Here is a 23,202-nt window from a genome sequence, read left to right as displayed (position 1 = left end):
CTGAATTACACACCGATGTTTCTTAACTTCTCCCCTTTCATCAGCTTACGCTCAATATGTTCCAGCGTGACCCCTTTGGTTTCAGGAATCAGCCAGAAAGTGACGCCAATAAACGCCACGTTCAGCGCGGTGTATAGCCAGAACGTTCCCGCAGCGCCGATAGAGTCCAGCAACGTCAGGAAAGTCGCACCGATAATCATATTCGACACCCAGTTAGTGGTTGTCGAACAGGTGATGCCAAAATCACGGCATTTCAGCGGCTGAATCTCTGAGCACAGGATCCACACCACCGGCGCGGCGCTCATGGCATAGCCAGCGATGCACATCATGGTCATGCCTACCGACAGCCAGGACAGGCCGCTGGAGGCGGTACCGTTATCAAACTGCATCAGGCAGTAACCGAGCACCAGCGTCCCCAACGCCATAATAGTGAAACCAATTTTCAGCGCCGGTTTACGCCCCGCTTTATCGACGGTAAACACGGCGATAAAGGTGGCGAACATAAAGGTGAGACCCACCACCAACGTGGCGATCATCTGCTGTTCAGTGGTGGTAAAACCGGCCATCTTAAAAATACGCGGAGCGTAATACATGATGATATTCATCCCGGTAAATTGCTGCATCGCCTGCAGTAACATCCCGAGGAACACCGCCCGGCGTACGTTGCGGTTAACTTTGAACAGCGCCCAGCCGCCTTGCTTGAGTTTGAGGCTTTCTCGAATTTCATTTAGCTCATCGCGCGCTTTTTCTGACGTATCACGCAGCATACGCAGCACTTCTTCAGCCTCAATGTGACGACCTTTTTCCGCCAGCCAGCGCGGGCTGTTAGGGAGGAAAATCACCAAAATCATCAGCAGAACCGCCGGAAGCGCCAGCACCCCCAGCATGGCGCGCCAGTTGCCGCTATAGCTAAATGCGGTATCGGAGAGAAACGCCATCACAATCCCCAGCGTGACCATCAGCTGATACATACTGATCATTTTGCCGCGAACGTTTTCACTCGCCATCTCCGACAGATACAACGGCGCGGTATACGAAGCAATCCCTACCGCGACGCCGAGAATGACCCTGGCGATCAGCAGCATTTCAACATTAGCGGCAAATGCCGAGCCCAGCGAACCGGCGACAAACAGCACCGCGCCAACCATCAGGCTGTATTTACGCCCGAGGCGGAAAGAGAGCCAGCCGTTGAACAACGCGCCAATTGCCGCACCAAGCATCATGCTGCTCACCACCCACTCCTGCAGGCGGCTGGATAACACAAAGTGGTCAGTGATAAAGGGCAATGCGCCCGCAATCACCCCAATATCCAGACCAAATAGTAGCCCTGCCACCGCGGCAGCAATCGACACGAACTGATTCATTCGCTTGGTATCACGCAGCGTACGCGGCATTAACTTTGGATCATTACTGATGGAAGTCATTTTTTCCTGCCTGACAAAGTAAGACGTGACATGAAAGTAAGGGATTGCCGGGCGAAGGTGTCAGGCGGGACAGGTTAAAAACATGGATTTTATTGCTGCAACACTTGGTTTTGTGATGGACATTTTACTTTAAGATGGAAGAAAAACGCGTTGCATATTGCCTTAACCCCTATTACACAGGCGTTATTATTTCATGCCGGGAATATCGATATGGATTATCCAAACATATCAATATGGATATTTTACATACAACCAAAGACAACAGCCGTTGTCTTATGGGCGCAAAAAAACCTGCCGCAGCAGGTTTTTTTGAAGACGGCTAAAACTTAGCGCGCCAGCCAGCCGCCATCTACTGCAACGGTATAACCGTTGATGTAGTCAGATGCTGGGGAAGCCAGGAAGACAATCGGCCCCATCAGATCGCTTGGCAGACCCCAGCGGCCCGCTGGGATACGGTCGAGGATCGCAGCACTACGCTCTTCGTCAGCACGCAGCTGCTGGGTGTTATTGGTCGCCATGTAGCCTGGTGCAATGGCGTTCACGTTGATACCGTGTTTCGCCCATTCGTTCGCCATCAGACGAGTTACGCCCATCACGCCGCTTTTTGATGCGGTGTAAGAAGGAACGCGGATGCCGCCCTGGAAGGAGAGCATGGAAGCGATATTGATGATTTTGCCGCCTTTGCCCTGCGCAATGAAGTGCTTAGCCGCAGCCTGGGACATGAAGAACACGCTCTTGATGTTCAGGTTCATCACGTCGTCCCAGTCTTTTTCGCTGAAATCGATAGCGTCTTCACGGCGAATCAGACCGGCGTTGTTCACCAGAATGTCAATATGGCCAAACTCTGCCACCGCGCGCTCCAGCAGCGCCGGGATACCGTCAATCTGACGCAGGTCAGCGGTCAGGCTCAGGAAGCGACGACCCAGGGCGGTAACGCGTTCGATGGTTTCAGTGGGCTCAACGATGTTGATACCCACGATGTCGCAGCCGGCTTCAGCCAGACCCAGCGCCATACCCTGACCCAGACCCGTATCACAACCAGTAACGACGGCAACTTTACCTTGCAGAGAGAATGAATCCAAAATCATTATATATTCCTTGTTGTTAGCGCCTGTACCGAACAGGCATTGTTAGTCTATACGCGTACTCTTTCGGGCTACCTTCACGGCAGACTTAGCCCGAAATCCTCTGCGTACAATGCTGTCCGCGACTAGCGCAGATCTTTCACTGCAACATGATCCATGTCATCAAAGACCTGGTTCTCACCTACCATTCCCCAGATGAAGGTATACGCCTTAGTACCTACGCCTGAATGGATTGACCAGCTCGGTGAAATCACCGCCTGCTCGTTGTGCATCACGACATGACGCGTTTCCTGCGGCTGCCCCATCATGTGGAACACACAGCTGTCTTCATCCATATTGAAATAAAAATAGACTTCCATGCGGCGCTCATGGGTATGGCACGGCATGGTGTTCCACAGGTTGCCTGGCGCCAGTTCGGTCAGGCCCATGCTGAGCTGACAGGTTTCGAGTACATCAGGAACGAAATATTTATTGATGGTGCGGCGGTTACTGGTGAGGTTATCCCCCAGCGTGACTGGCGCAACGTCGGCCGGCGTCACTTTTTTCGTTGGGTAAGTGGTATGGGCTGGCGCGCAGTTGTAGTAAAACTTCGCGGGTTTCGCCGCATCGACGCTGGCGAAGACCACTTCTTTGGCTCCTTTACCAACATACAGCGCGTCGCGGTGGCCAATTTCATAACACTGACCGTCAACGGTAATCGTACCGGCACCACCGATGTTGATAACACCCAGCTCGCGGCGCTCCAGGAAGAAGCTAACGCCCAACTGTTTACCGACTTCACCGCCGACCGATACTGTTTTCGCCACCGGCATGATGCCGCCGACGATAATGCGGTCGATGTGGCTGTACACCATGGTGTACTCATCAGCGACGAAAACCTGTTCAACTAAAAACTCGTCACGAAGGCCTTGTGTATCCAGCGTCTTGGCATGCGCGCTGTGAATGCTCTGTCTCACTTCCACCTTAACCTCCAGGAAAATGTGGCTTTACTCTATATAGTAGAACGAAACTCTATTCCACTTTGTTTATGCACATATCTTATCGCTGATGAAATGGGTTTTCAATTCCAAATAAAACATCGTTTCATTTTTTCTGTGAATTAATATCAAAAATGCAAATGGGATCACGAATACGCCATTCAAGACGATCAATTAAAACTAAAAAACATTACTATTCATTTGGTTACATGTTTCTTTGAAAAATAACCTGAAAGAGGTAAATACCGTCGCAAAAATGAAGGTCGGCTTGACAAGCTCGTTAAACAAGCATCAAAAAAAGTAGCAGGAATGCTGATTTTTCGTATAAAGTGCGTCAGGCATCACAAACAATGAAACGTCGTTTTGATAAATTAACACCATATTTTTAAAATAACGTCCACATCGGCCAGCGAGGAAGATAGACCCCGCGACCGCTGGAGTAAAAGGAGAGCATCATGGCTAAAGGCATGCGGGTAAAATTGAACTATGAGGTCAGCCGCGACCCGGACACTGGCGCGGAAGTCACCCGCTTAACTCCACCAGAAGTAACGTGTCATCGTAACTACTTCTATCAAAAGTGTTTCTTTAACGATGGCAGCCATCTGTTATTTGCCGGTGAGTTCGATGGCCATTGGAACTACTATTTGCTGGATGTGGCAAATGCCGAAGCCGTACAGCTGACCGAAGGCGCTGGTGACAACACCTTCGGCGGCTTCCTGTCTCCGGACGACAAGTCCCTCTATTACGTTAAAAACGACCGTACCCTGTTGGAAGTGAACCTGAAAACGCTGGCCGAGCGCGAAGTTTACCGCGTGCCAGAAGAGTGGGTAGGCTACGGCACGTGGGTATCTAACAGCGATTGCACCAAGCTGGTTGGTATCGAGATAGCCAAAAGCGACTGGACACCGCTCAACGACTGGCAGCTGTTCCACGACTTCTTCCATAAAGGCCCGCATTGCCGCCTGCTGCGCGTGGATCTGAAAACTGGCGAAAGCGCGGTGATCCACGAAGAGAAGAACTGGCTCGGTCACCCAATTTATCGTCCGTTTGATGACAATACCGTGGCCTTCTGCCATGAAGGTCCGCACGACCTGGTGGATGCGCGCATGTGGCTGGTCAACGAGGACGGCAGCAACGTCCGTAAAGTGAAAGAACATGCCGAAGGCGAAAGCTGCACCCACGAATTTTGGGTTCCGAACGGTTCCGCGCTGGTTTACGTCTCTTACCTGAAAGGCAAACAGGGCCGTACCATCTACCGCTTCAACCCGGATACCAACGTCAATGAAGCGCTGATGCAAATGCCAGCCTGCTCGCACCTGATGAGCAACTTCGACGGCACCTTGCTGGTCGGTGATGGTTCCGGTACACCGGTCGACGTGAAAGACACCAGCGGCTACACCATCGACAACGATCCGTACCTGTACGCGTTCGACGTAGCCAAACAGTCATACTTCCGCGTTGCCCGCCACGATACCTCGTGGGCAACGGTACAAAACAGCCGTCAGGTCACTCACCCGCATCCGTCCTTTACCCCAGACGATAGCGCGGTGCTGTTTAGCTCTGATAAAGACGGCAAACCGGCGCTGTATATCGCCAAACTACCGAGCGAACGAGTATTAATGAAAGCATAAGTGTTCTGAGTTTGTGTTTCTGTAACTGGCCTTGCCCTCCTTTCGGAGGGCCTTTTTTTGTCTGCCGTTTAAGGCGATAAATATCACGCTGTACCGCCCTTCCTTTTCTCTCCAACATTAGGTTAATCCGAGCCTTTCTGTTTTCTAAGGCCATGCTCTGAAATCGATCGCTTTCTCATTCAAGCACACCATTCTGTCCCGCGGTGAGAGGGTTAAGGTGAAGAGATGGGCCTCGCAGAGAATAAAAAGATGAAGAAAATTGTGGAGGCGAAAAAACGAAAACCCCCGGCCAAATGCTCCGGGGGGAAAACGGATGAGGGTCCGGTTTTAATTAGAAGGAGTATGCAACACCAACACGCAGACGGGTCTGACGTTCATCGGTAGATTTCACACCCACGTTACCCACTTCAAAATACGGGGACCAGTTTTTATCCCACTTATAGGCCAGCTTAGCGTTGTATTCATTGCTATAAGGTTTGTTGTTATTACGATACAGGCTCTTATGCTGATCGTCTGCAATAGTACTGCGCGCATATACATAGTTCAGTTCTGCACGCCAGTCGCCCATCACCCAACCTACCCAGGTATCCACTTTATTCACTTTATCATCGGTACCGCCATTGCTTGAGGTCGCCGGTACGCGGGTATATTCGTAACGGTAACGCGCCGCGACGTAGAAACCGTTATCAAAACTGTACTGCGCGTGTAGATACGGTTTGTAGATAGAGTAGCTGTCTTTACTTTCAATATTAAAGCCAGGGTTCAGGGCAAAGTTATCCGTTGCCTTCCAGCGCCAGTTAATGGATTCCTCGTGTCCGTTACCCACGATTTCGTTAAATGGACGATCCTGTTTATCCGTATCGCCGCCCGTCTTCCACTTCGCTTCTACACCAAAGCCAAGACCATTATCAAAACGGTGTGAAACTGCCACACGGTCTGCGTTGGAACCGCTATCAATATATTCATGACGCAGGTCAACGGTCACCGCAGAAGCGGCGAAAGACATACCGGATAAAATAGCCAGGGCCAGATTTTTCTTAAGCATTTGCCATCCCTCAAAATGAAATAATGTTTCTTTATTATGGAATTTGATTTTATTTTTTCCGGATTTGCATTTTAGTGATCAAGATCGTAATTATTTGTTTCATAAAATCCGGCACAAAAAGGACGTGACAAAGCTCAACAAAAATAAGACAGAAATACAAAAAACCAGAACTTAGATCACAGTTATTTATTTATATAAATAAATCTTTTCTATATTTTACTTAAATTACAGACAGTTATCACAAAACAAATAACGTGCGTTATTTGTACTGATTGCAATGATTTATTTTCGATTGATAATCAGGCTAATGTTTAACGTATTAATAACGCCATTGATTGATACAAATACACATACGTTCATAAAAGGTCTAACTAGACATTTGCCTATTTATCTTCTTCAGAAAAAGGGCATAGAAACAAAAAAAGACCTCTCGCGAGGCCTTTTTAAATGGGGGGTGTTGGAAAGAAATTCGAAGAAAAGTTACGAGATATCCCGCTCAACCGCAAGTGCAACACCTTGTCCACCGCCGATACACAACGTTGCCAGTCCTTTGCGGGCATCACGTTTAACCATTTCATGGACCAGCGACACCAGAATACGACAGCCGGATGCGCCAATCGGATGTCCCAATGCAATGGCCCCGCCGTTTACATTGACCTTCTGTTCATTCCATTCCAGCATTCTACCCACAGATATCGCCTGGGCGGCAAATGCTTCATTGGCTTCAATCAGGTCAACATCGTTGAGCTGCCAGCCCGCTCGCTCAAGGCAGCGACGGGTAGCGTAGACGGGAGCAATTCCCATCAGCGCAGGATCCACGCCCACGCTGGCAAAAGCCCGGATGCGGGCGAGGATCGGCAAGCCCAGCTCCTGCGCCTTACTTTCACTCATCATTAATACGGCAGCCGCGCCGTCGTTTATCGACGAGGCATTACCGGCAGTCACCGAACCGGCGCTCTCAAAGGAAGGCACCAGACGCGCCAGCGCTTCGGCACTGGCATCGGTTTGCGGCTGCTCATCGGTATCGATGACCTGCGATACACCGCCGGGCAGTGAATTAGTGACCGGCACGATCTCATCGCGAAAACGGCCGGAATCAATGGCTTTACGCGCTTTATGCTGTGAACTCAGCGCCCACGCATCCTGCTGCTCGCGGCTAATACCATATTCCCGCGCCAGGTTTTCCGCCGTCACGCCCATATGATAATCATTGAACGCATCCCACAAGCCATCATGGACGAGGCTGTCGATAAGCTGGCTATTCCCGAGCTGAGCGCCGGTGCGGCTGTCGGTCAACACGTGTGGCGCGCGGCTCATATTCTCCTGCCCACCAGCGATGACCACATCCGCCTCACCGCATTGAATGGCCTGGGTCGCCAGATGCAGCGCCTTTAATCCGGAGCCGCAAACGTCGTTAATGGTGATGGCCGAAACGGTATTCGGCAGTCCGCCTTTGATGGCCGACTGTCGCGCCGGGTTTTGCCCAGTGCCTGCCGTCAGTACCTGACCAATAATCACCTCATCAATCACCGCGGCGGGTACTCCGCTGCGCGCGATCAATGCCTGGATCACAAGGCTACCCAGCTCCACGGCAGAATGGCGGGCCAACGCCCCCTGAAAACAGCCAATGGGCGTTCGGACAGCACCTACGATAACGACGTCTTTCATCTCGACCTCAGCGCAAAATAGTCCGCGTATAGTAGATGATTGTTATCAAATTTTTTCGCGATTGTTTAAAAAAAGTGAGTTTTATCACAAAGGAATTTCGTATTCGTCGCGTTAGCCCGATACCTGCTGCAGGTACTGCCGCAGCCAGCTTCCTGATGCGCCGAGCGGAGCCGCTTTATGCCACAGTAAATCGGTTGAAACCGAGATCGGCCAGCCCGCAATATTGAGCATAGTCAGCTGTGCCGAACGAGCAAATTCATCCACCAGCGCACAGGGCAGCGCGCACCAGCCCAGTCCCTGCGCCGCCATACTGAGCAGCATCAGATAGTTGGGGGCAGACCACACCGGCCCGCGAGAAGGCGCTGCGCGGTTTTCCAGGTAGGTGTTTAGCCGCAGCTCGCGCCAGGTGCGCAGCTGTTCCAGCGTTAGCCCCTGTTCACGCGTCAAAGGGTGATCCGGTGAGGTATAGATCGCCATGCGCGTCTGCATTGGCAGGCGGATGTGGCCAATATCGGTGGGATAGTCATCGCGGGCCTCAATCAGCCCGACCTGCGCACGCCCTTTTTGCAGCAGATCGACAACATCGTCGTCCTCCCCTACCAGGCACTCAAATTCGGTATGCGGAAAACGCTGGTCAAACTGCGCCAATAACCCTTCCAGCACGTCCGGATGTAGCGTATCGGAAAGCACAAAAGTCAGCCGAGCCTCGGTTTCGCCGCTCAATTCTACCGCCAGTTCGTCCAGTCGCTCGCTGGCCGCCAGTATCGCCTGCACGTAGCTCAACACCCGCTGCCCTTCGGCGGTCAACACCGGCTGGCGCGCTGAACGGTCAAATAGCGTAACGCCAATATCGGCCTCCAGATGGGCGATAGCGGTGCTGATGGTGGACTGGCTTTTTCGCAAGCGGCGAGCGGCGGCGGAGAACGATCCGCAGGCGACCGTTTCCACAAAGGCGGTCAGAGCTTCGGGAGAATAGCGCATGAAGTATCTACTTTATCGATGGGTTCTATCTTTTACTTATCACATTTGTCCATAAAATACCCGCAACAACGTTCAATAATTGAAAGGTCATCAGATGCAACACGATTCATTACATCGCAGAAAGCTCCCGGAGCGTATCTTCCATGCCGTTTGCTTTGAGGGGATCGCCACAGCGATCCTCGCCCCCACCGCAGCCTGGCTTATGCAGCGTTCGGTACTTGAAATGGGCGGCTTAACGGTGATTCTGGCTACCACCGCCATGGTGTGGAACATCATCTATAACGCCGTCTTCGACCGACTGTGGCCGGTCACTCGCGTGAAGCGCACCGCTAAAGTTCGTGCCCTGCACGCGCTGGGGTTTGAGTGTGGGTTTATCGTCATCGGCGTCAGCATTGTATCGTTCGTGCTCGGCGTGACGCTGCTACAGGCTCTGACGCTGGAGATTGGTTTCTTCCTGTTCTTCCTGCCTTACACCATGCTCTATAACTGGGCCTATGACAGCCTGCGTGAGCGCGTGGTCAAGCGCCGTTTAGAGAGACGCTGCGCGTAAAATCCCTTAACTTTTCAGACCGATAGCCATCGGTCTGAAAATGTTCAACCACACGAAAAGCTAATTATGGTAAATTATCCGCCATTTTTTTGGTTTCTTGGTTGATATATTCAAATAATGTCTAAAATTTGGTCTAAAGAAGAGACCCTCTGGAGCTTTGCCTTATATGGCACTGCTGTCGGAGCAGGAACCTTGTTCCTGCCCATCCAGTTGGGTGCAGCAGGTGCGGTCGTTTTGTTTATTACCGCCCTCGTCGCCTGGCCCCTGACGTATTGGCCACATCGCGCGTTATGCCAGTTCATACTGTCCGCTAACACCCCAGCCAGCGTGGGCATCACCGGTGCTGTCACCCACTACTACGGAAAGAAGATCGGTAACCTAATTACCGCGCTCTACTTTATCGCGTTCTTCGTGGTGGTCTTGATCTACGCGGTGGCTATCACCAACTCGCTGGCCGAGCAGATTTCCCGCTATCGCCCGGTGGACTTACCGCTGCGTGCACTGATTAGCCTTGGCGTAGTGCTGCTGCTGAACCTGATCTTCCTGACCGGTCGCCAGACGACTATCCGGGTGATGGGGATGCTGGTATTTCCACTGATTGCCTATTTCCTGTTCCTGTCGATTTACCAGATCGGGAGCTGGCAGCCGTCGCTGTTGACGACTCAGATGGAGGTCAACACCCATACGCTACACCAGGTGTGGTTATCCATTCCCGTGATGGTTTTCGCTTTTAGCCATACGCCGATTATCTCGACCTTCGCCATCGACCGGCGCGAGAAATATGGCGATCTCGCCATGGGTAAATGCAAAAAAATCATGAAGGTGGCCTATCTTATTATCTGCCTGAGCGTGCTGTTCTTTGTCTTCAGCTGCCTGATGTCGATTCCACCGTCCTATATCAACGCCGCAAAAGACGAAGGCGTCACCATTCTCTCCGCGCTGTCGATGGTGCCAAACTCGCCGAGCTGGCTGTCTATTTCCGGCATTATCGTGGCGGTGGTAGCAATGTCGAAGTCGTTCCTCGGCACCTATTTTGGGGTGATTGAAGGGGCGAGCGAAATGGTGAAGTCCACGCTAAACCAGGTGGGTGTGCGTAAGAGCCGCTCCTTTAACCGCGGCTTGTCTATCCTGCTGGTGTCAACGCTGACCTTTATCGTCTGCTGCATCAACCCGAATGCTATCTCGATGATCTACGCCATCAGCGGCCCGCTGATTGCCATGATTCTGTTTATTATGCCAACGCTGTCGACTTATCTTATCCCAACGCTCAAGCCTTACCGCTCCATCGGTAGCCTGATTACGCTGATTGTGGGTCTGATGTGCGTCTCTGTCATGTTCCTCGGTTAACCGGGTGACAGACACGAAAAAGGCCTGCTGGGGTAACCTGGCAGGCCTTTTTTATCGCTTTCCTGCACGCCGGTAACCCGGCGGCAGGAAGTCCTAATTACAATGCCATATCGTGCTGCGGTGAAGCGACTGCAGGCTGTTCAGCCGGTTTAGCCTGCGCAACCGGCGCATCTGGCATAGTGATCACCGGTGGTTTCGTCAACTGCAACGTGGCGGCCGTGTCGTCCCACACCTGCTGCGTCAGCGCCGTATTACCGTTCAGGTTCTGGCCAAAGCTCGGAACGATACCGCGAATTTTGCTCTGCCACTCCGGTGAGTTGAACTGCTCAGGGAACAGCTTTTTAATCACATTTAGGGTGATAGGCGCAGCGGTAGATGCACCTGGCGATGCGCCCAGCAGTGCAGAAATGGTGCGCTGTTGGTCAACAACCACTTCAGTCCCCAGCTTCAGTACGCCACCTTTATCAGCATCTTTCTTGATAATCTGCACGCGCTGGCCGGCCTGAATCAGTTTCCAATCCTCTTTACGCGCTTCTGGGTAGTACTCTTTCAGCGCCGCAAAACGATCGTCGTCGCTCAGCATGACCTGACTAATCAGATATTTCACCAGATCGAAGTTATCCAGACCGACGTGGGTCATCGGCAGCACGTTGCTGGTCGTGGTGGTGCTCAGCAGATCGAAGAACGAGCCCTGCTTCAGGAATTTGGTTGAGAAGGTAGCGAATGGCCCAAACAGCACCACGCGTTTGCCGTCGATAAAGCGCGCATCGATATGCGGCACCGACATCGGCGGCGCGCCCACGGAAGCCTGACCGTAGACTTTTTCCATGTGCTGACGAGTGACGTCCGGGTTTTCGGTCATCAGGAAGGAGCCGCCCACCGGGAAGCCCGCGTAGTTATCCGCTTCTGGAATACCGGTTTTTTGCAGCAGCTTCAACGCCCCGCCACCGGCACCGATGAAGACGTATTTCGCATCAATCGCATGCTGCTTACCGCTGTTCACGTCTTCAATGGTCACGTGCCAGGAGTTATCGCCATTACGCTTAAATTCGGTTACTTCGGAAGAGGTTTGCAGCGTGAAATGGTTATTTTTTTGCAGGCTGCCGATCAGCTGACGGGTGATTTCACCGTAGTTCACATCGGTACCGGATGGCGTCCAGGTCGCCGCCACTTTCTGCTGCGGGTCACGACCGGCCATCACCAGCGGTGCCCACTGGGCAATTTGCTGATGATCGGTCGAGAATTTCATGCCCTGGAACAGGGTGGTTTTTTGCAGCGCATCGTAGCGTTTGCCGAGGTAATCAACGTTCTTATCGCCCCAGACGAAGCTCATGTGCGGCGTCGAGTTGATAAACGCATGCGGGTTATTCAGCACGCCGCGTTTCACCTGCGCCGACCAGAACTGACGGGAAATCATAAACTGTTCGTTGATTTCCAGCGCTTTGGTGACGTCGATGGTGCCGTCGGGGCGCTCCGGCGTGTAGTTCAGCTCCATGTTCGCGGAGTGGCCAGTACCGGCATTATTCCAACCGTTAGAGGATTCAAGCGCCACTTTGTCGAGCTTCTCGACCATCACTTGTTTCCAGTCTGGCTGCAGCTCTTGCAGCCATGTGCCCAGCGAGGCACTCATAATCCCGCCACCAATCAGCAGGACGTCGGTTTTTTGGGTGGTATCGGTATTTGCATAAGCGGCTGAATTGACCAGCAGCGCTATTGTCGCCAGAGAGAAGAGTTTTTTATTTATAGCAGACATAATGATGATATTCGCATAGCAAAATGTAATGTGTGCGCTAATGGTAGCGCACTTTTACATTATTTTAAAATATCACTCATTTTTCATTTCGAATTATTAACATTTATTGCCACGCCTGCTTTTTTTAATTAAAAAAAGCAGGCTTATTCTTTGCGTGGAAATAAAAGCTAACCAACTCATCTTGCAACGAATAATTAGTGCAGACCAAACTCGGCCATTAATTCCTGGCGTAACGCAACAAAATCGGCGCTGCTGCGAACCCGTGGACGAGCGAGTGAAACTTCAATAGTGCGAATAGGATCACCCTTAATTTTCGGCAGAATCAGTACCCGGTCGGCAAGATAAATGGCCTCTTCCAAATCGTGCGTCACCAGCACCATGGTAATTTTTTCCACCTCGTGGATCCGCGCCAGTTCTTCCTGCATGGTGATTTTGGTCATCGCGTCCAGCGCGCCCAACGGCTCATCAAGCAGCAGGATTTCCGGTTGGATGGTCAGCGCCCGGGCAATCCCAACACGCTGGGCCATTCCGCCAGAAAGCTGATTCGGCAGCGCCTGCTCGCAGTGGCTTAACCCCACCAGCTCAATCGCTTCTTTTGCCCGCTCCCGCGCTTTTTTACGCGGGACGCCCTGCACATCGAGGCTAAAACTGACGTTTTCCAGCACCGTCAACCACGGCAGCAAACGCGGCTCCTGAAAAATCACCGCCCGCTCGCGGCTCATGCCATGTACCGCCTGACCGTCAATCACCACATCACCGCCGTCCGGTGTCTCCAGCCCTGCCAGAATGCGCAGCAGCGTGGTTTTTCCGCAGCCGCTAGGCCCGACGATAGCGATACTCTGGCCGCTGTCGATCTGCAAATTCAGATCGCGAAAGACATCAAACGGCTTACCTTCAAGGGAAAACGTCTTGCGCAGACGGCGAATCGAAATATCGCCGCGCGCTGCCTGAGTGGATATCGTCATCATGCACCTTCCGTTTTCAGCAAAATAGTGGACGCTTTCAGCTGGCCTTTTTGGATAACACCGTCGCGCTCAAGGATATCCAGCCAGAACTGCACGTCATGCGGCTCAGACAGCCCGCCTTTACGCACGCCGTAGCCGGTAAAGTACTTCGCCACTTCCGGGTTTTCACCGCGTTCTTTGAGGATGTTGGCCATAATTTCGCGCACTTTTTCTGGATTATCGCGGGCATAATCCAGCGCTCGCGCTGACTCCACCACGAAGATGCGCGCTGCATCCGGATGCTTTTTCACGAAGTCTGCACGCAATACGGTGAAACCACCGGCAATCGGCCCCAGCACATCGGCATCGTTGAAGATAGGACGCAGGCCGCCGTGGCTACGCGCCGCGCCTTCAAAGGTAGTTTGCCAGTAGCCGAACGCCGCAACGTCAACCTGCCCTGAACGCAGGGTCTGTTCCAGCTGCGGGCCCGGCACCGCAACCGGCTTGGCTGCGTTTTCCGGTAATTTCGCCTGATGCAACGCTTCGCGCAGGGTGTAATCCAGATGCGCCCCCAGCGTGTTCACCGCGACGCTTTTGCCGACTAAATCTTTGATAGATTTAATCGGGCTATCTTCCTTAACGTAGAAAATCGATTTAGTGGTTTCATTGATGCCATTGGTCGGATAAGCCGCAACAAAGTCATTGCCGTTGGCAATCGAGTTAATCACCGCTGGCGTTGCCGCTGAACCGATATCGATGCTGTTAGAGGCCAGAGCAAATAATGACTCCGGGCCGCCGCTGGCGTAACCGGCGTTTTTAATCGACACGCCTGTGCCCTTAAAATATCCCAGCGCTTCAGCTAACTCATGGGCGGAAATACCGCCGTAGCTCGCCATATAACGCATAGTGACTTCATCCTGAGCGCGCGCCGATGCGCTCATACCAAAAAGGAAAAGTGCCGCAACCCACGCAAAGTAAATTTGTTTTTTCATTATAGAATTCTCATCAGGCTATATTCGAATGCGAAAAATAAAGTGCTAGAAAATTAGTGGTTACGCGTGTTCCAGCGACACAGGCGGCGCTGTAAAAGCACCAGAATGGCGTTAGCTAATAGCCCGGCAAAGGCCAGCAGGAATATGGCGGCAAACATCATCGGGATCTGGAAGTTATATTGGGCGTTCATCACCCTAAAGCCGATCCCCTGATTGGCACCAATCATCTCAGCAGCGATCAGCAGCAGCAGCGCGGTGGTCGCTGACAGACGCAGGCCGACAAAAATAGAGGGCACGGAAGCGGGCACAATCACCCGGTAGAACAGCGTCAGCCGTCCGGCGCCGAAGGTTTTCGCCATTTCCAGCAGCTTTGCATCCACCTCTTTCACGCCGCTAATGGTCGACAGCAGAATCGGGAACAGCGCCGCCCAGAAGATAACGAATACTTTCGAGGTCTCCCCCAACCCCAACAGCAGGATAAAGATTGGGTACAGCGCAAGTGCCGATGTCTGACGGAAGAGTTGCAGGATCGGATCCAGCGCCTGTTCCAGCGGGCGAATTTGCCCCATAAACAGGCCCAGCGGAATGCCCACTACGATAGCGGCGAAGAAAGCCAACCCCGCACGCTGCAAACTTATCGTAATATCCCCGAGCAGTGCGCCCTGTGTAATACCGTTCCACAACGCCACAATGATTTTATCCAGCGGCGGGATCACCGCTGCATTCAGCCAACCTGCGCTGCTGGCAATTTGCCAACCGGCGAAGAACAGCACCAGCAGGCCGTAGCGGGCAATTAGCGACAGACTGCGCTGATACCACACCTTGTACGCTGGCGCTGATGCCACCTGGCGACGGGCTCTCAAACGGATTCGGGTCGTCGAATAAAACATAGCGCCTCCTCAAGCCACTTTGGCGTTGCGCACCGCGCTGTAGCGGTTGCTGACAAACGGTAGCCCCAGATTTTCACGCAGCGTTTTGCCCTCATACTGAGTACGGAACAGCCCGCGTTTTTGTAAAATCGGCACCACCAGCTCGATAAAATCATCCAGACCGCCGGGTAACCATGGCGGCAACACGTTGAAGCCATCTGCCGCTTCGTTTTCAAACCACGCTTGCAGCGTGTCGGCGACCTGTTCCGCGCTCCCCACCACCGTGAAGTGGCCGCGCGCGGTTGCCACCCATTGATAGAGCTGGCGAATGGTAAAGTTGTTTTCATCCGCGATCTGGCGGATCAGCTCCGGCCGCGACTTCATCCCTTCGGTCACCGGCAACGGCGGTAGCGGGCCGTCCGGATCAAATTTGCCCAGATCGATCCCCCCACCGGCGAGACCGTTCAGCAGCGCGATGCCATCGGCTTCAACAATCAGCGAGGTCAGTTTGTGGTATTTCTCTTTGGCTTCTTCTTCGGTACGGCCGATGAACGGCGCGACGCCCGGCATGATCAGCACATGATCCGGATTACGACCGGCGGCTCTGGCGCGTTTTTTAATGTCGCGATAGAAATCCTGTGCGGTTTCCAGGTGCTGATGTGACGTGAAAATCACCTCGGCAGTGGCGGCCGCCAGCGAACGACCGCTTTCAGACTGCCCGGCTTGTACGATAACCGGCTGGCCCTGCGGTGAACGCGGCACGTTTAGTGGCCCGCGGACTTTAAAGAATTTGCCGACGTGGTCGGTGTCATGCACCTTACTGCGGTCAAAGAACTGACCGGAGGCTTTATCACGTAAGAAGGCGTCGTCTTCAAAGCTGTCCCACAGCTTTTTCACCACTTCTACGTGTTCAGTTGCACGCTGGTAGCGATATTCATGCGGGTGCTGGGTATCGAGATTAAAATTGTGCGCCGCCGCTTCGGTGGCAGTCGTCACTACATTCCACCCCGCGCGGCCGCCGGAGATTAAATCCAGAGACGCGAATTTGCGCGCCAGGTTATAGGGTTCTTCATAGGTCGTGGACGCGGTAGCGATGAAGCCGATGTTTTTGGTCAGCGGTGCCAGCGCGGAAAACAACGTTACCGGTTCAAAACCGGCGACTTTCGCCGTACCACCGTCGGTCACGCCGGAGGCCGGAATAGCCAGGCCATCGGCCAGGAAGTAAGCATCAAACAGGCCGCGTTCGGCGGTTTGCGCCAGCTGTTTGTGGAATTCAAAGCTGGTTGCGCCATCGGCGGGTTGGTCCGGATGACGCCACGCCGCAATATGCTGGCCGCCGCCGGGAAGAAAAGCACCTAACTTGATTTGTCTGCTCATTCTGGGTTTCTCCTGATTCGTTGCCGGAATAGTGGGCTGGAACCAAGATAGCCAGAATGAGCCGCCATTCTGAAATAACAATTATTGAGTACGTTATTTACATTTTCGCAATAAGAAATCCATGCTGTTACAACAATACGTTATTAGCTATCCGCTTTTGCTTCATCATGATGCGCCGTCGGCTGCCGTTGTTCACGCTGCCAGGCCGGCAGTTCTGCCAGCTTAATCCCCTCGGGCACGATGCGATGCTTCAGGCAGGCCACGCGCTGAGAGCGATAGATGCCGGTGTAGCCCGACACCAGATAAGCCACCACGCAGCCCATCGCCGCATAAATGCCGATATCAGCGCCGAAGAGTTCGATCGCCATTAGGGTAGAAGCAATCGGCGTATTGGCCGCACCGGCAAAAATTGCCACAAAACCGATCCCGGCAAGGAAAGCGAAAGGCAAATGCAGTAGCGGTGCCAACGCATTGCCAAGCGTAGCCCCAACGTAAAACAGCGGCGTCACTTCCCCACCTTTAAAGCCGCTGCCCAACGAGGTGACGGTAAACGCCAGCTTGCCGAGAAAATCCCACGGCGCCAGCGGATGCTGGAAAGCATCAACAATCACCGGGATCCCAAGGCCAATGTAGCGGTCGGCATGCAGCAAATAGGCCGCTGCGGCGACAACCGCCCCGCCGATAAACGGCCGAAGCGGCGCGTAGGCGATGTGCGTTTTCATGATGCCGCCGATCAAATGCGTGGCATCGGCAAAGACGCGAGCCGCGAGCCCAAAGCAGCAGCCTGCGATGATCACCGCCCCCAGCGTCCAGAGAGACATTTGCGGGATCAGCGACATCGCGTAATGCGTGTGCTGAACGCCCCACATCAGCCCCACCTGGTCGGCGACAATGGCCGCCAGCAGGCAGGGAAAAATCGCCGTGTAGTGCATACGACCTATCGCCATCACTTCCAGGCCGAAAATCGCCCCGGCCAGCGGCGTGCCAAATACCGAAGAGAAACCGGCGCTGACGCCTGCCATCAACACCATCCGCCGCGCGTCATCATTCAGTTTTAACGCCGAGGTAAACTGGTCGGCAATCGATGCCCCCATTTGTACCGCGGTGCCTTCACGGCCGACCGACGCGCCAAACAGATGCGAAACCACCGTCCCGATAAACACCAGCGGAGCCATCCGCAGCGGAATCACCTTTGCCGGGCTGTGCACCTCTTCGAGAATCAGGTTGTTACCCGCTTCAACATCACGGCCAAAACGTAAATAGACCCAGCCCACGGCAAAACCGGCAAACGGCAGCAGCCAGATAAGCCAATGATGATGTAGACGCGTTGCGGTTGCCCATTCAAGCAAGAAGAGAAATAGCGCGGAGGCCGAGCCGACAAAAACGGCAATCACCAGAGCCAGCAGCAGCCATTGCAGTAAAAAGAAAAGCGGATTTTTACGAGCGAAGTGTTCAGAAAACATTGACGCATCCTTAGATGAAGAAATCATCCTGGACGCGGTTGAGGTGTGCCTGTTCATTCCCGGTCCAGGAATACAAACAGGCATCATCAGCCACACGGCGGTTCAAGGGGGTATGCCATCCCCTGCGCAATAATATTAGCACACGAATCGTTTCAGCTAAAAGCGTTTAGCCACGGTTATTTTAATGAGTCCAGTGGGAACGGCCTGTCCTGTACCACGGTTTTCATGACCAGCGTCGAGCGCAGATGCTGCACGCCCGGCATCGCCGAGAGCTTTTGGTCATAGAGCTTCTGAAAAGCCGACAGATCGCGAGTCACAACCTGCATCAAATAATCCGGATCGCCAAACAGGCGCTGTGCCAGCACGATCTGTGGGATCTCTTCAACCGCTTCCTCAAAAGCGCTGACCGCTTTCTTGTCGCCCTCTTTTAAGGTGGCAAACACCAGCGCCACAAAGTTAAACCCCATTTTGCCGGGATCGAGATTGGCACGGTAGCCGGAGATCACCCCTTCCTGCTCCAGCGCCCGCAGGCGTCGGTGGCACGGCGAAAGGCTTAAATTCACCCGTTCAGCCAGCTCGGTAATAGATAAACGCCCATCCGCCTGAAGCTCAGCAAGAATTTTTCGATCAATGCTATCCATTTAGAAGATTCTCTCATTTAACGCGGATTTCCAGCATAACATTGAAAGCTCATTGCGCAGTATTCCCGATATTCTTTCGTTAACGCAAAACACGAATGAATTGAGGCTAACACAATGAAAAATAAGGGAAGGTATAGGGAATGGAAATAAGTCTGGTGGCTGGATTCTGGCTGGTTTCTTTTCTGCTCATTATGACACCCGGCGCAGATTGGGCTTATACCATCAGCGCCGGGATCCACGGTCGCCGTATCCTGCCTGCGGTCGCCGGGCTGATGTCCGGCCATCTGCTGGCGACACTGGTGGTCGTCGCGGGGCTAGGTGTACTGATTGCCGGACACCCGCTGGCACTCTCTGCCATTACGCTTTTGGGTGCATGTTATTTGCTGTGGCTTGGCGTTTCGCTATTACGTCATCCGGCAACGGTTGCCAGCGCCAGTCACCTCAGCGGCGGCTGGAATCAATGGGCATTGAAGGGCTTGTGCATCAGCGGTCTCAATCCAAAGGTCTTTTTATTGTTTCTGGCGCTGCTGCCGCAGTTCACTGACCCACACAGCCAATGGCCGGTTGCCATGCAGATGTCGGCGCTCGGGCTGATGCATCTTGTCACCTGTACCATTATCTATTTACTGGTGGGTTATGGGTCGCGGGCGCTGCTGGCAAGCCGTCCACAGGCGGCAAGAATGGTCAGCCGATTCTCAGGGGGGTTGATGGTGGTGATTGCGGCACTGCTGCTGGTCGAACAGATCCGCTAAAACGAAACTGCGCCAGCCTCAGCTGGCGCAGAGATTCAGGCGCGAATATCGTCGTATTCGCGAGTGTTATCGAATTCGTGTTTGGCGAACGGGCACAGCGGAATGATTTTGCGCTGTTCTGCACGCATTTTCGCTACCACTTTGGCCACCAGCTTTTTACCGACGCCCTGCCCTTTCAGGCTTTCATCGACATCGGTGTGTTCAATAATACTCAGGTGTTCACCGGTAGGAACAAACACAATTTCGGCAACCTGGTTACCGTCAGCGTCGTTGACGTAAAACTTATTATGACCTTCCAGAATGTCCATTGGCTCTCACTTAGTCATGATGACGGTACTTAAGTGCCCCGCTTGGGCAGGTATCAATCACGCGAACAACCGTAGCAACGTCAACTTCATCCGGGATAATCCACGGTTTACGTTTCAGGTTAAACAGTTTACCGCTGCCGCGAACGCAGTTGCCGGAGTGCTGGCAAATCGCCGTATTGAAGTAGACATCAATCTTCTCCCCGGTGTAGACGCGATAACCCGCGTCCTCGAGTTCCTTATCCATGACATTGCCTCTATTTTTTATCTATGTTCGAGACTAAGCATAGACCTCTCACCGGTGAAAATCGTCAATCATTTTACCGTCACTTCATTGCGAATACGGTTCTGAAACTCTGTGGACTGGGTGGAGAACTTCTGTAGCTTATCGGTAAGCTCGGCAATCACCCGCTGGCTGTCGTTCGAGCGTCCGTAAAGGTAGTCAAAATAGACCGTACAGTCGGCGATTTTGCACAGCTTGGCATAGTCGTCCTGAAGATGGGGAAAGTAGATGAAAATCAGCGCTTTAATTTTTGAGTGCAAATGCGTGTTGTCACCGTTGATGCTGGCTTGGGTTCCGCGGTATTCCGCATCCTGCTTTTTCTTTATTTTGGCAATGAAGAAATGAATACTCGCAATTCGATGCGTGTGCCATTCAATTTCCATCGCTAACAGCTCTTCATATTTCTGCAGCGTTTTCTGATGTTTTTCCTCCTCACGTTTTAGCTCAAATTCATTCAGCATTTTTTTCTCGATCTTCATTTCGGTGCGCATGATGAGAAACCATCCGCCGCCCAGAACCAGAAAACAGACGATGAGAAGTAATAATACGACCATAGCGCTATCCATACACGAACCTCTGCGAGAATGTGAAAACAAATGACTCCGTGTAAGAGCGACACAACCGTGTGGGAATATTAAAAAATAGATGTCGATGCTAAAAAAATGATCGCAGATGAGGTTTATCGCAATACAGAAAGGAGAGAACCCCGGCTACTGCGCCGGGGGATCTCTAAATCGAAACGGATTAGAAGGAGTACGCTACACCGACACGGAAACGGGTCTGGCGGTCATCGCGGTCGTTAACGCCAACGTTGCCCACTTCACCGTACGGTGCCCAGTTTTTATCGATTTTGTACGCCACTTTAACGTTGTATTCCTGGGAGTACGGTTTGTTGTTGTTACGTGCATTACCTTCAGTACTACGTGCATATACGTAGTTCAGCTCGGTACGCCAGTCACCAAACACGTAGCCCGCCCACGCGTCACCACGGTTGACCTTATCATCGTCTTTATTCGCATTTGACGGATAACGGGTGTAGTCATAACGATAACGTGCCGCCACATAGAAGCCATTGTCGAAGCTATATTGCACGCGCAGATTTGGTTTATAAATAGAGCGGCTGTCGTTACTTTCAATATTAAAGCCAGGCTGTACAGAGAAGTTCTTGTTGAACTTGTACTGGTAGCTAATCGACTCTTCATGACCATTACCAATAAAGTCGGCGTAAGGCTTATCAGTATTATCGCCACCTGATTTCCACTTCGCTTCCACTGAGAAGCCGAAACCATTCGCAAAACGGTGAGAGACAGATACGCGGTCGGCGTTGGTTTTATCTGTCTTACCACCATCAATGAATTCGTGACGTAAATCGACAGTTACTGCGGATGCAGCGAAAGACGCGCCGCATAAAGCCATCATGACCAGAGATTTTTTAAACATTCAATAACCCTCAATTGGAATCATGTTTCATTTTTATGAAACTGAATTTTATTTTTTTAAGAAAGTTATTTTAGTGATCGAGATCGTAAAGATTTATTTCAAACAGCAGAGAGGTCTAATGACGTGATGAGCTTCAAGCTAATCGCGATTGACGAAGCCAAAATAATGGCTTAGATCACATCATAAGTTTATTTACAGTAAGTTGACATAACTTTAGATATCTATTTTATGTGTTTATTTTCAACAGGATAAAAAAACAAATAACCCATGTTATTTGTTTTTCATTAATAGTTAACGATGTCAATAATATAAAAACAAAGAGTAACCTGAAGTGAAAAACCTATTTGATACATATCTTCACAACCCAACTATGGAAAAGCCTGGCTGTTTCTGGATCACATTATCTGGATAAAATCGCTGTCATTAATATCATCCATGTTATGCTATTGGGGTTATTTCCTTTATTACGCACTTCGAGGCCTGCATGCTGGAGAATGTCATCATCAGATAATCAGCTTCCCGACCTTTTCAGGCCGGACTGATTATCGCTGCGCTTAAAACCTACGCTTTCACCTGCGGGTGATGGCTCGTTTTCGCACATGATGATTAAACAGGTTCTTCAGTATGAATTTATCCCGTCAGGAACAACGTACCTTACACGTTCTCGCCAAAGGTGGCCGCATCGCGCACGTCCGTGATAGCTCAGGCCGCGTCACATCCGTCGAATGTTACAGCCGCGAAGGGTTCTTGCTCAGCGACTGTACGCTCAGCGTATTCAAAAAACTCAAAACCAAAAAACTGATTAAATCCGTCAACGGACAGCCATACCGGATCAATACCACCGGACTAAACAACGTTCGCGCCCAGACGGATAACCGCTAAGGAGCAAGCCATGACAACGCGATTTCCTTTTACCGATCGCTACAATCCCGCGCTTTTGCAGGAAAACATGATGGGCCCCAACGCCATGCGCATTATGGAAGAGATGGCAGCAAGGCTGGAGATTAAACCGGGTATGCGCATTCTCGATCTTGGCTGCGGAAAGGGTATCTCCTCTATCCTGTTGGCAGAAAAATACGCGGTCACCGTTTTCGCCGCTGACCTGTGGATCTCACCGACGGAAAATGCCCAGCGCTTTACCCAGTTGCAGCTGGATGGACAAATTTTTCCGTTATCAGTCGATGCAACGCAGGCGATACCTTTTGCTGAAGCGTACTTTGATATCATCGTCAGCGTCGATGCCTATCAGTACTTTGGTGGCAATGATGACATGCTGGGGAAGCTGTTGCCCTTCCTGAAGCCAGGCGGACAGATTGCTGTCGCGGTACCGGGATTTACTGGCAACTACTCAGCAGATAACCTGCCGGAAGTCGTCAAGCCATTCTGGACACCGGAATGGTATTTCTACTCCTGTGCCTGGTGGCAAGCGCTGTGGGAGAAAGAACCGGGGCTTCAGCACTTTACCTTGCGGGAGATGGATTGCTGTCAGCAAGCGTGGGATGAATTTATGCAGTGTCCCATGGCACAGGAGATGATGGTGCCTATTATGGAAGCCGGTGCAGGCCGCTACTTTAACTTTATCGAGCTCACGGGACGTAAGCCAAAATAACCTCAACGCTGCCCTCCTTCCTGGAGGGCAGTCATCGATCGCGAGATAGTTTTTCTTCATCGTGAT

At 52.1% G+C, this 23,202-nt stretch carries 24 protein-coding genes and 1 riboswitch; of the genes, 7 read left to right on the top strand and 17 right to left on the bottom strand.

All coding sequences use genetic code 11. The features are described 5' to 3' along the window. Positions 1–5: 5 nt before the first annotated feature. Complete coding sequence (locus KP80_RS02685) at positions 6–1,424, bottom strand: sugar porter family MFS transporter (protein ID WP_052282042.1); 1,419 nt, start codon at positions 1,422–1,424, stop codon at positions 6–8. 134 nt (positions 1,425–1,558) lie between these two features. Here KP80_RS02685 and KP80_RS23000 point away from each other — a divergent pair, with 134 nt between their 5' ends. Then, on the top strand, positions 1,559–1,747 hold the full coding sequence (locus KP80_RS23000) for a hypothetical protein (protein ID WP_156315562.1): 189 nt from the start codon (positions 1,559–1,561) through the stop codon (positions 1,745–1,747). Between the two features lie 3 nt (positions 1,748–1,750). Here the strand turns inward: KP80_RS23000 and kduD are convergent, their stop codons facing one another. Both kduD and kduI read right to left on the bottom strand, forming a co-directional pair. Then, positions 1,751–2,512, bottom strand: a complete 762-nt coding sequence (gene kduD, locus KP80_RS02680; RefSeq protein ID WP_052282041.1) for a 2-dehydro-3-deoxy-D-gluconate 5-dehydrogenase KduD — start codon at positions 2,510–2,512, stop codon at positions 1,751–1,753. 122 nt (positions 2,513–2,634) lie between these two features. Then, positions 2,635–3,471 carry a 5-dehydro-4-deoxy-D-glucuronate isomerase gene (kduI, locus tag KP80_RS02675; RefSeq protein WP_052282040.1) on the bottom strand — a complete coding sequence of 279 codons (837 nt, stop codon included), beginning with the start codon at positions 3,469–3,471 and terminating at the stop codon, positions 2,635–2,637. A 470-nt stretch (positions 3,472–3,941) separates the two neighbouring features. On the opposite strand from kduI, the gene KP80_RS02670 reads away from it, so the two are divergent. Further along, positions 3,942–5,117: an oligogalacturonate lyase family protein gene (locus KP80_RS02670; RefSeq protein ID WP_052282039.1), complete on the top strand. Its 1,176-nt coding sequence runs from the start codon at positions 3,942–3,944 to the stop codon at positions 5,115–5,117. A gap of 331 nt (positions 5,118–5,448) precedes the next feature. On the opposite strand, the gene KP80_RS02665 is transcribed toward KP80_RS02670, so the two are convergent. From KP80_RS02665 to KP80_RS02655, 3 genes are all read right to left on the bottom strand, one after another. Further along, on the bottom strand, positions 5,449–6,162 hold the full coding sequence (locus KP80_RS02665) for an oligogalacturonate-specific porin KdgM family protein (RefSeq protein WP_052282038.1): 714 nt from the start codon (positions 6,160–6,162) through the stop codon (positions 5,449–5,451). A 480-nt stretch (positions 6,163–6,642) separates the two neighbouring features. Continuing rightward, entirely contained in the window at positions 6,643–7,830 is a 1,188-nt protein-coding gene (locus KP80_RS02660; protein ID WP_052282037.1) for an acetyl-CoA C-acetyltransferase, read from the bottom strand. Positions 7,831–7,941: 111 nt separating this feature from the next. Then, positions 7,942–8,811 carry a LysR family transcriptional regulator gene (locus tag KP80_RS02655; RefSeq protein ID WP_052282036.1) on the bottom strand — a complete coding sequence of 290 codons (870 nt, stop codon included), beginning with the start codon at positions 8,809–8,811 and terminating at the stop codon, positions 7,942–7,944. Positions 8,812–8,905: 94 nt separating this feature from the next. Between KP80_RS02655 and KP80_RS02650 the strand changes: the two genes are divergently transcribed. Together KP80_RS02650 and KP80_RS02645 are read left to right on the top strand one after the other, a co-directional pair. Then, on the top strand, positions 8,906–9,361 hold the full coding sequence (locus tag KP80_RS02650; RefSeq protein ID WP_052282035.1) for a multidrug/biocide efflux PACE transporter: 456 nt from the start codon (positions 8,906–8,908) through the stop codon (positions 9,359–9,361). A 117-nt stretch (positions 9,362–9,478) separates the two neighbouring features. Continuing rightward, positions 9,479–10,708, top strand: a complete 1,230-nt coding sequence (locus KP80_RS02645; RefSeq protein ID WP_052282034.1) for an amino acid permease — start codon at positions 9,479–9,481, stop codon at positions 10,706–10,708. A 97-nt stretch (positions 10,709–10,805) separates the two neighbouring features. Here the strand turns inward: KP80_RS02645 and mqo are convergent, their stop codons facing one another. From mqo to KP80_RS02610, 7 genes are all read right to left on the bottom strand, one after another. Then, positions 10,806–12,461: a malate dehydrogenase (quinone) gene (gene mqo, locus KP80_RS02640; protein ID WP_052282033.1), complete on the bottom strand. Its 1,656-nt coding sequence runs from the start codon at positions 12,459–12,461 to the stop codon at positions 10,806–10,808. A 194-nt stretch (positions 12,462–12,655) separates the two neighbouring features. Then, positions 12,656–13,429: an ABC transporter ATP-binding protein gene (locus KP80_RS02635; RefSeq protein WP_231625898.1), complete on the bottom strand. Its 774-nt coding sequence runs from the start codon at positions 13,427–13,429 to the stop codon at positions 12,656–12,658. After that, the gene (locus tag KP80_RS02630) at positions 13,426–14,397 is read right to left on the bottom strand and encodes an ABC transporter substrate-binding protein (RefSeq protein ID WP_052282032.1); all 972 of its coding nucleotides are present in this window, start codon (positions 14,395–14,397) and stop codon (positions 13,426–13,428) included. Before KP80_RS02630 ends, KP80_RS02635 begins: the two co-directional genes overlap by 4 nt. Positions 14,398–14,450: 53 nt before the next feature. Beyond that, complete coding sequence (locus KP80_RS02625; RefSeq protein ID WP_052282031.1) at positions 14,451–15,287, bottom strand: ABC transporter permease; 837 nt, start codon at positions 15,285–15,287, stop codon at positions 14,451–14,453. Between the two features lie 9 nt (positions 15,288–15,296). Next, entirely contained in the window at positions 15,297–16,643 is a 1,347-nt protein-coding gene (locus KP80_RS02620) for an LLM class flavin-dependent oxidoreductase (RefSeq protein WP_052282030.1), read from the bottom strand. A 143-nt stretch (positions 16,644–16,786) separates the two neighbouring features. After that, positions 16,787–18,106 (bottom strand): voltage-gated chloride channel family protein, encoded by a 1,320-nt coding sequence (locus KP80_RS02615; RefSeq protein ID WP_052282029.1) that lies wholly within the window; start codon positions 18,104–18,106, stop codon positions 16,787–16,789. Between the two features lie 70 nt (positions 18,107–18,176). Continuing rightward, positions 18,177–18,238, bottom strand: a riboswitch (Fluoride riboswitch). A 44-nt stretch (positions 18,239–18,282) separates the two neighbouring features. Continuing rightward, on the bottom strand, positions 18,283–18,747 hold the full coding sequence (locus tag KP80_RS02610) for an Lrp/AsnC family transcriptional regulator (protein WP_052282028.1): 465 nt from the start codon (positions 18,745–18,747) through the stop codon (positions 18,283–18,285). 140 nt (positions 18,748–18,887) lie between these two features. On the opposite strand from KP80_RS02610, the gene KP80_RS02605 reads away from it, so the two are divergent. Next, entirely contained in the window at positions 18,888–19,499 is a 612-nt protein-coding gene (locus KP80_RS02605) for a LysE family translocator (RefSeq protein ID WP_052282027.1), read from the top strand. A 35-nt stretch (positions 19,500–19,534) separates the two neighbouring features. On the opposite strand, the gene KP80_RS02600 is transcribed toward KP80_RS02605, so the two are convergent. The 4 genes from KP80_RS02600 to KP80_RS02585 form a co-directional block, all read right to left on the bottom strand. Beyond that, entirely contained in the window at positions 19,535–19,807 is a 273-nt protein-coding gene (locus tag KP80_RS02600) for a GNAT family N-acetyltransferase (RefSeq protein ID WP_052282026.1), read from the bottom strand. Positions 19,808–19,817: 10 nt separating this feature from the next. Beyond that, entirely contained in the window at positions 19,818–20,051 is a 234-nt protein-coding gene (gene yjdI / locus KP80_RS02595) for a 4Fe-4S mono-cluster protein YjdI (RefSeq protein ID WP_052282025.1), read from the bottom strand. A 68-nt stretch (positions 20,052–20,119) separates the two neighbouring features. Next, positions 20,120–20,641, bottom strand: coding sequence for a hypothetical protein (locus KP80_RS02590; RefSeq protein WP_052282024.1), 522 nt, complete (start codon positions 20,639–20,641; stop codon positions 20,120–20,122). A 190-nt stretch (positions 20,642–20,831) separates the two neighbouring features. Then, positions 20,832–21,527: an oligogalacturonate-specific porin KdgM family protein gene (locus KP80_RS02585; RefSeq protein ID WP_052282023.1), complete on the bottom strand. Its 696-nt coding sequence runs from the start codon at positions 21,525–21,527 to the stop codon at positions 20,832–20,834. 624 nt (positions 21,528–22,151) lie between these two features. Here KP80_RS02585 and KP80_RS02580 point away from each other — a divergent pair. Both KP80_RS02580 and KP80_RS02575 read left to right on the top strand, forming a co-directional pair. Then, a complete protein-coding gene (locus KP80_RS02580) occupies positions 22,152–22,409 on the top strand; it encodes a YjhX family toxin (protein WP_052282022.1) in 258 nt (85 codons plus the stop codon). Positions 22,410–22,419: 10 nt separating this feature from the next. Next, positions 22,420–23,136 carry an SAM-dependent methyltransferase gene (locus KP80_RS02575; protein ID WP_052282021.1) on the top strand — a complete coding sequence of 239 codons (717 nt, stop codon included), beginning with the start codon at positions 22,420–22,422 and terminating at the stop codon, positions 23,134–23,136. Positions 23,137–23,202: the final 66 nt, after the last annotated feature.

Origin of the sequence: Kluyvera genomosp. 1 (assembly GCF_001266615.1) — a bacterium.
Lineage (GTDB): Bacteria > Pseudomonadota > Gammaproteobacteria > Enterobacterales > Enterobacteriaceae > Kluyvera > Kluyvera cryocrescens_A.
This window is presented reverse-complemented; position numbering and strand designations above follow the sequence as displayed.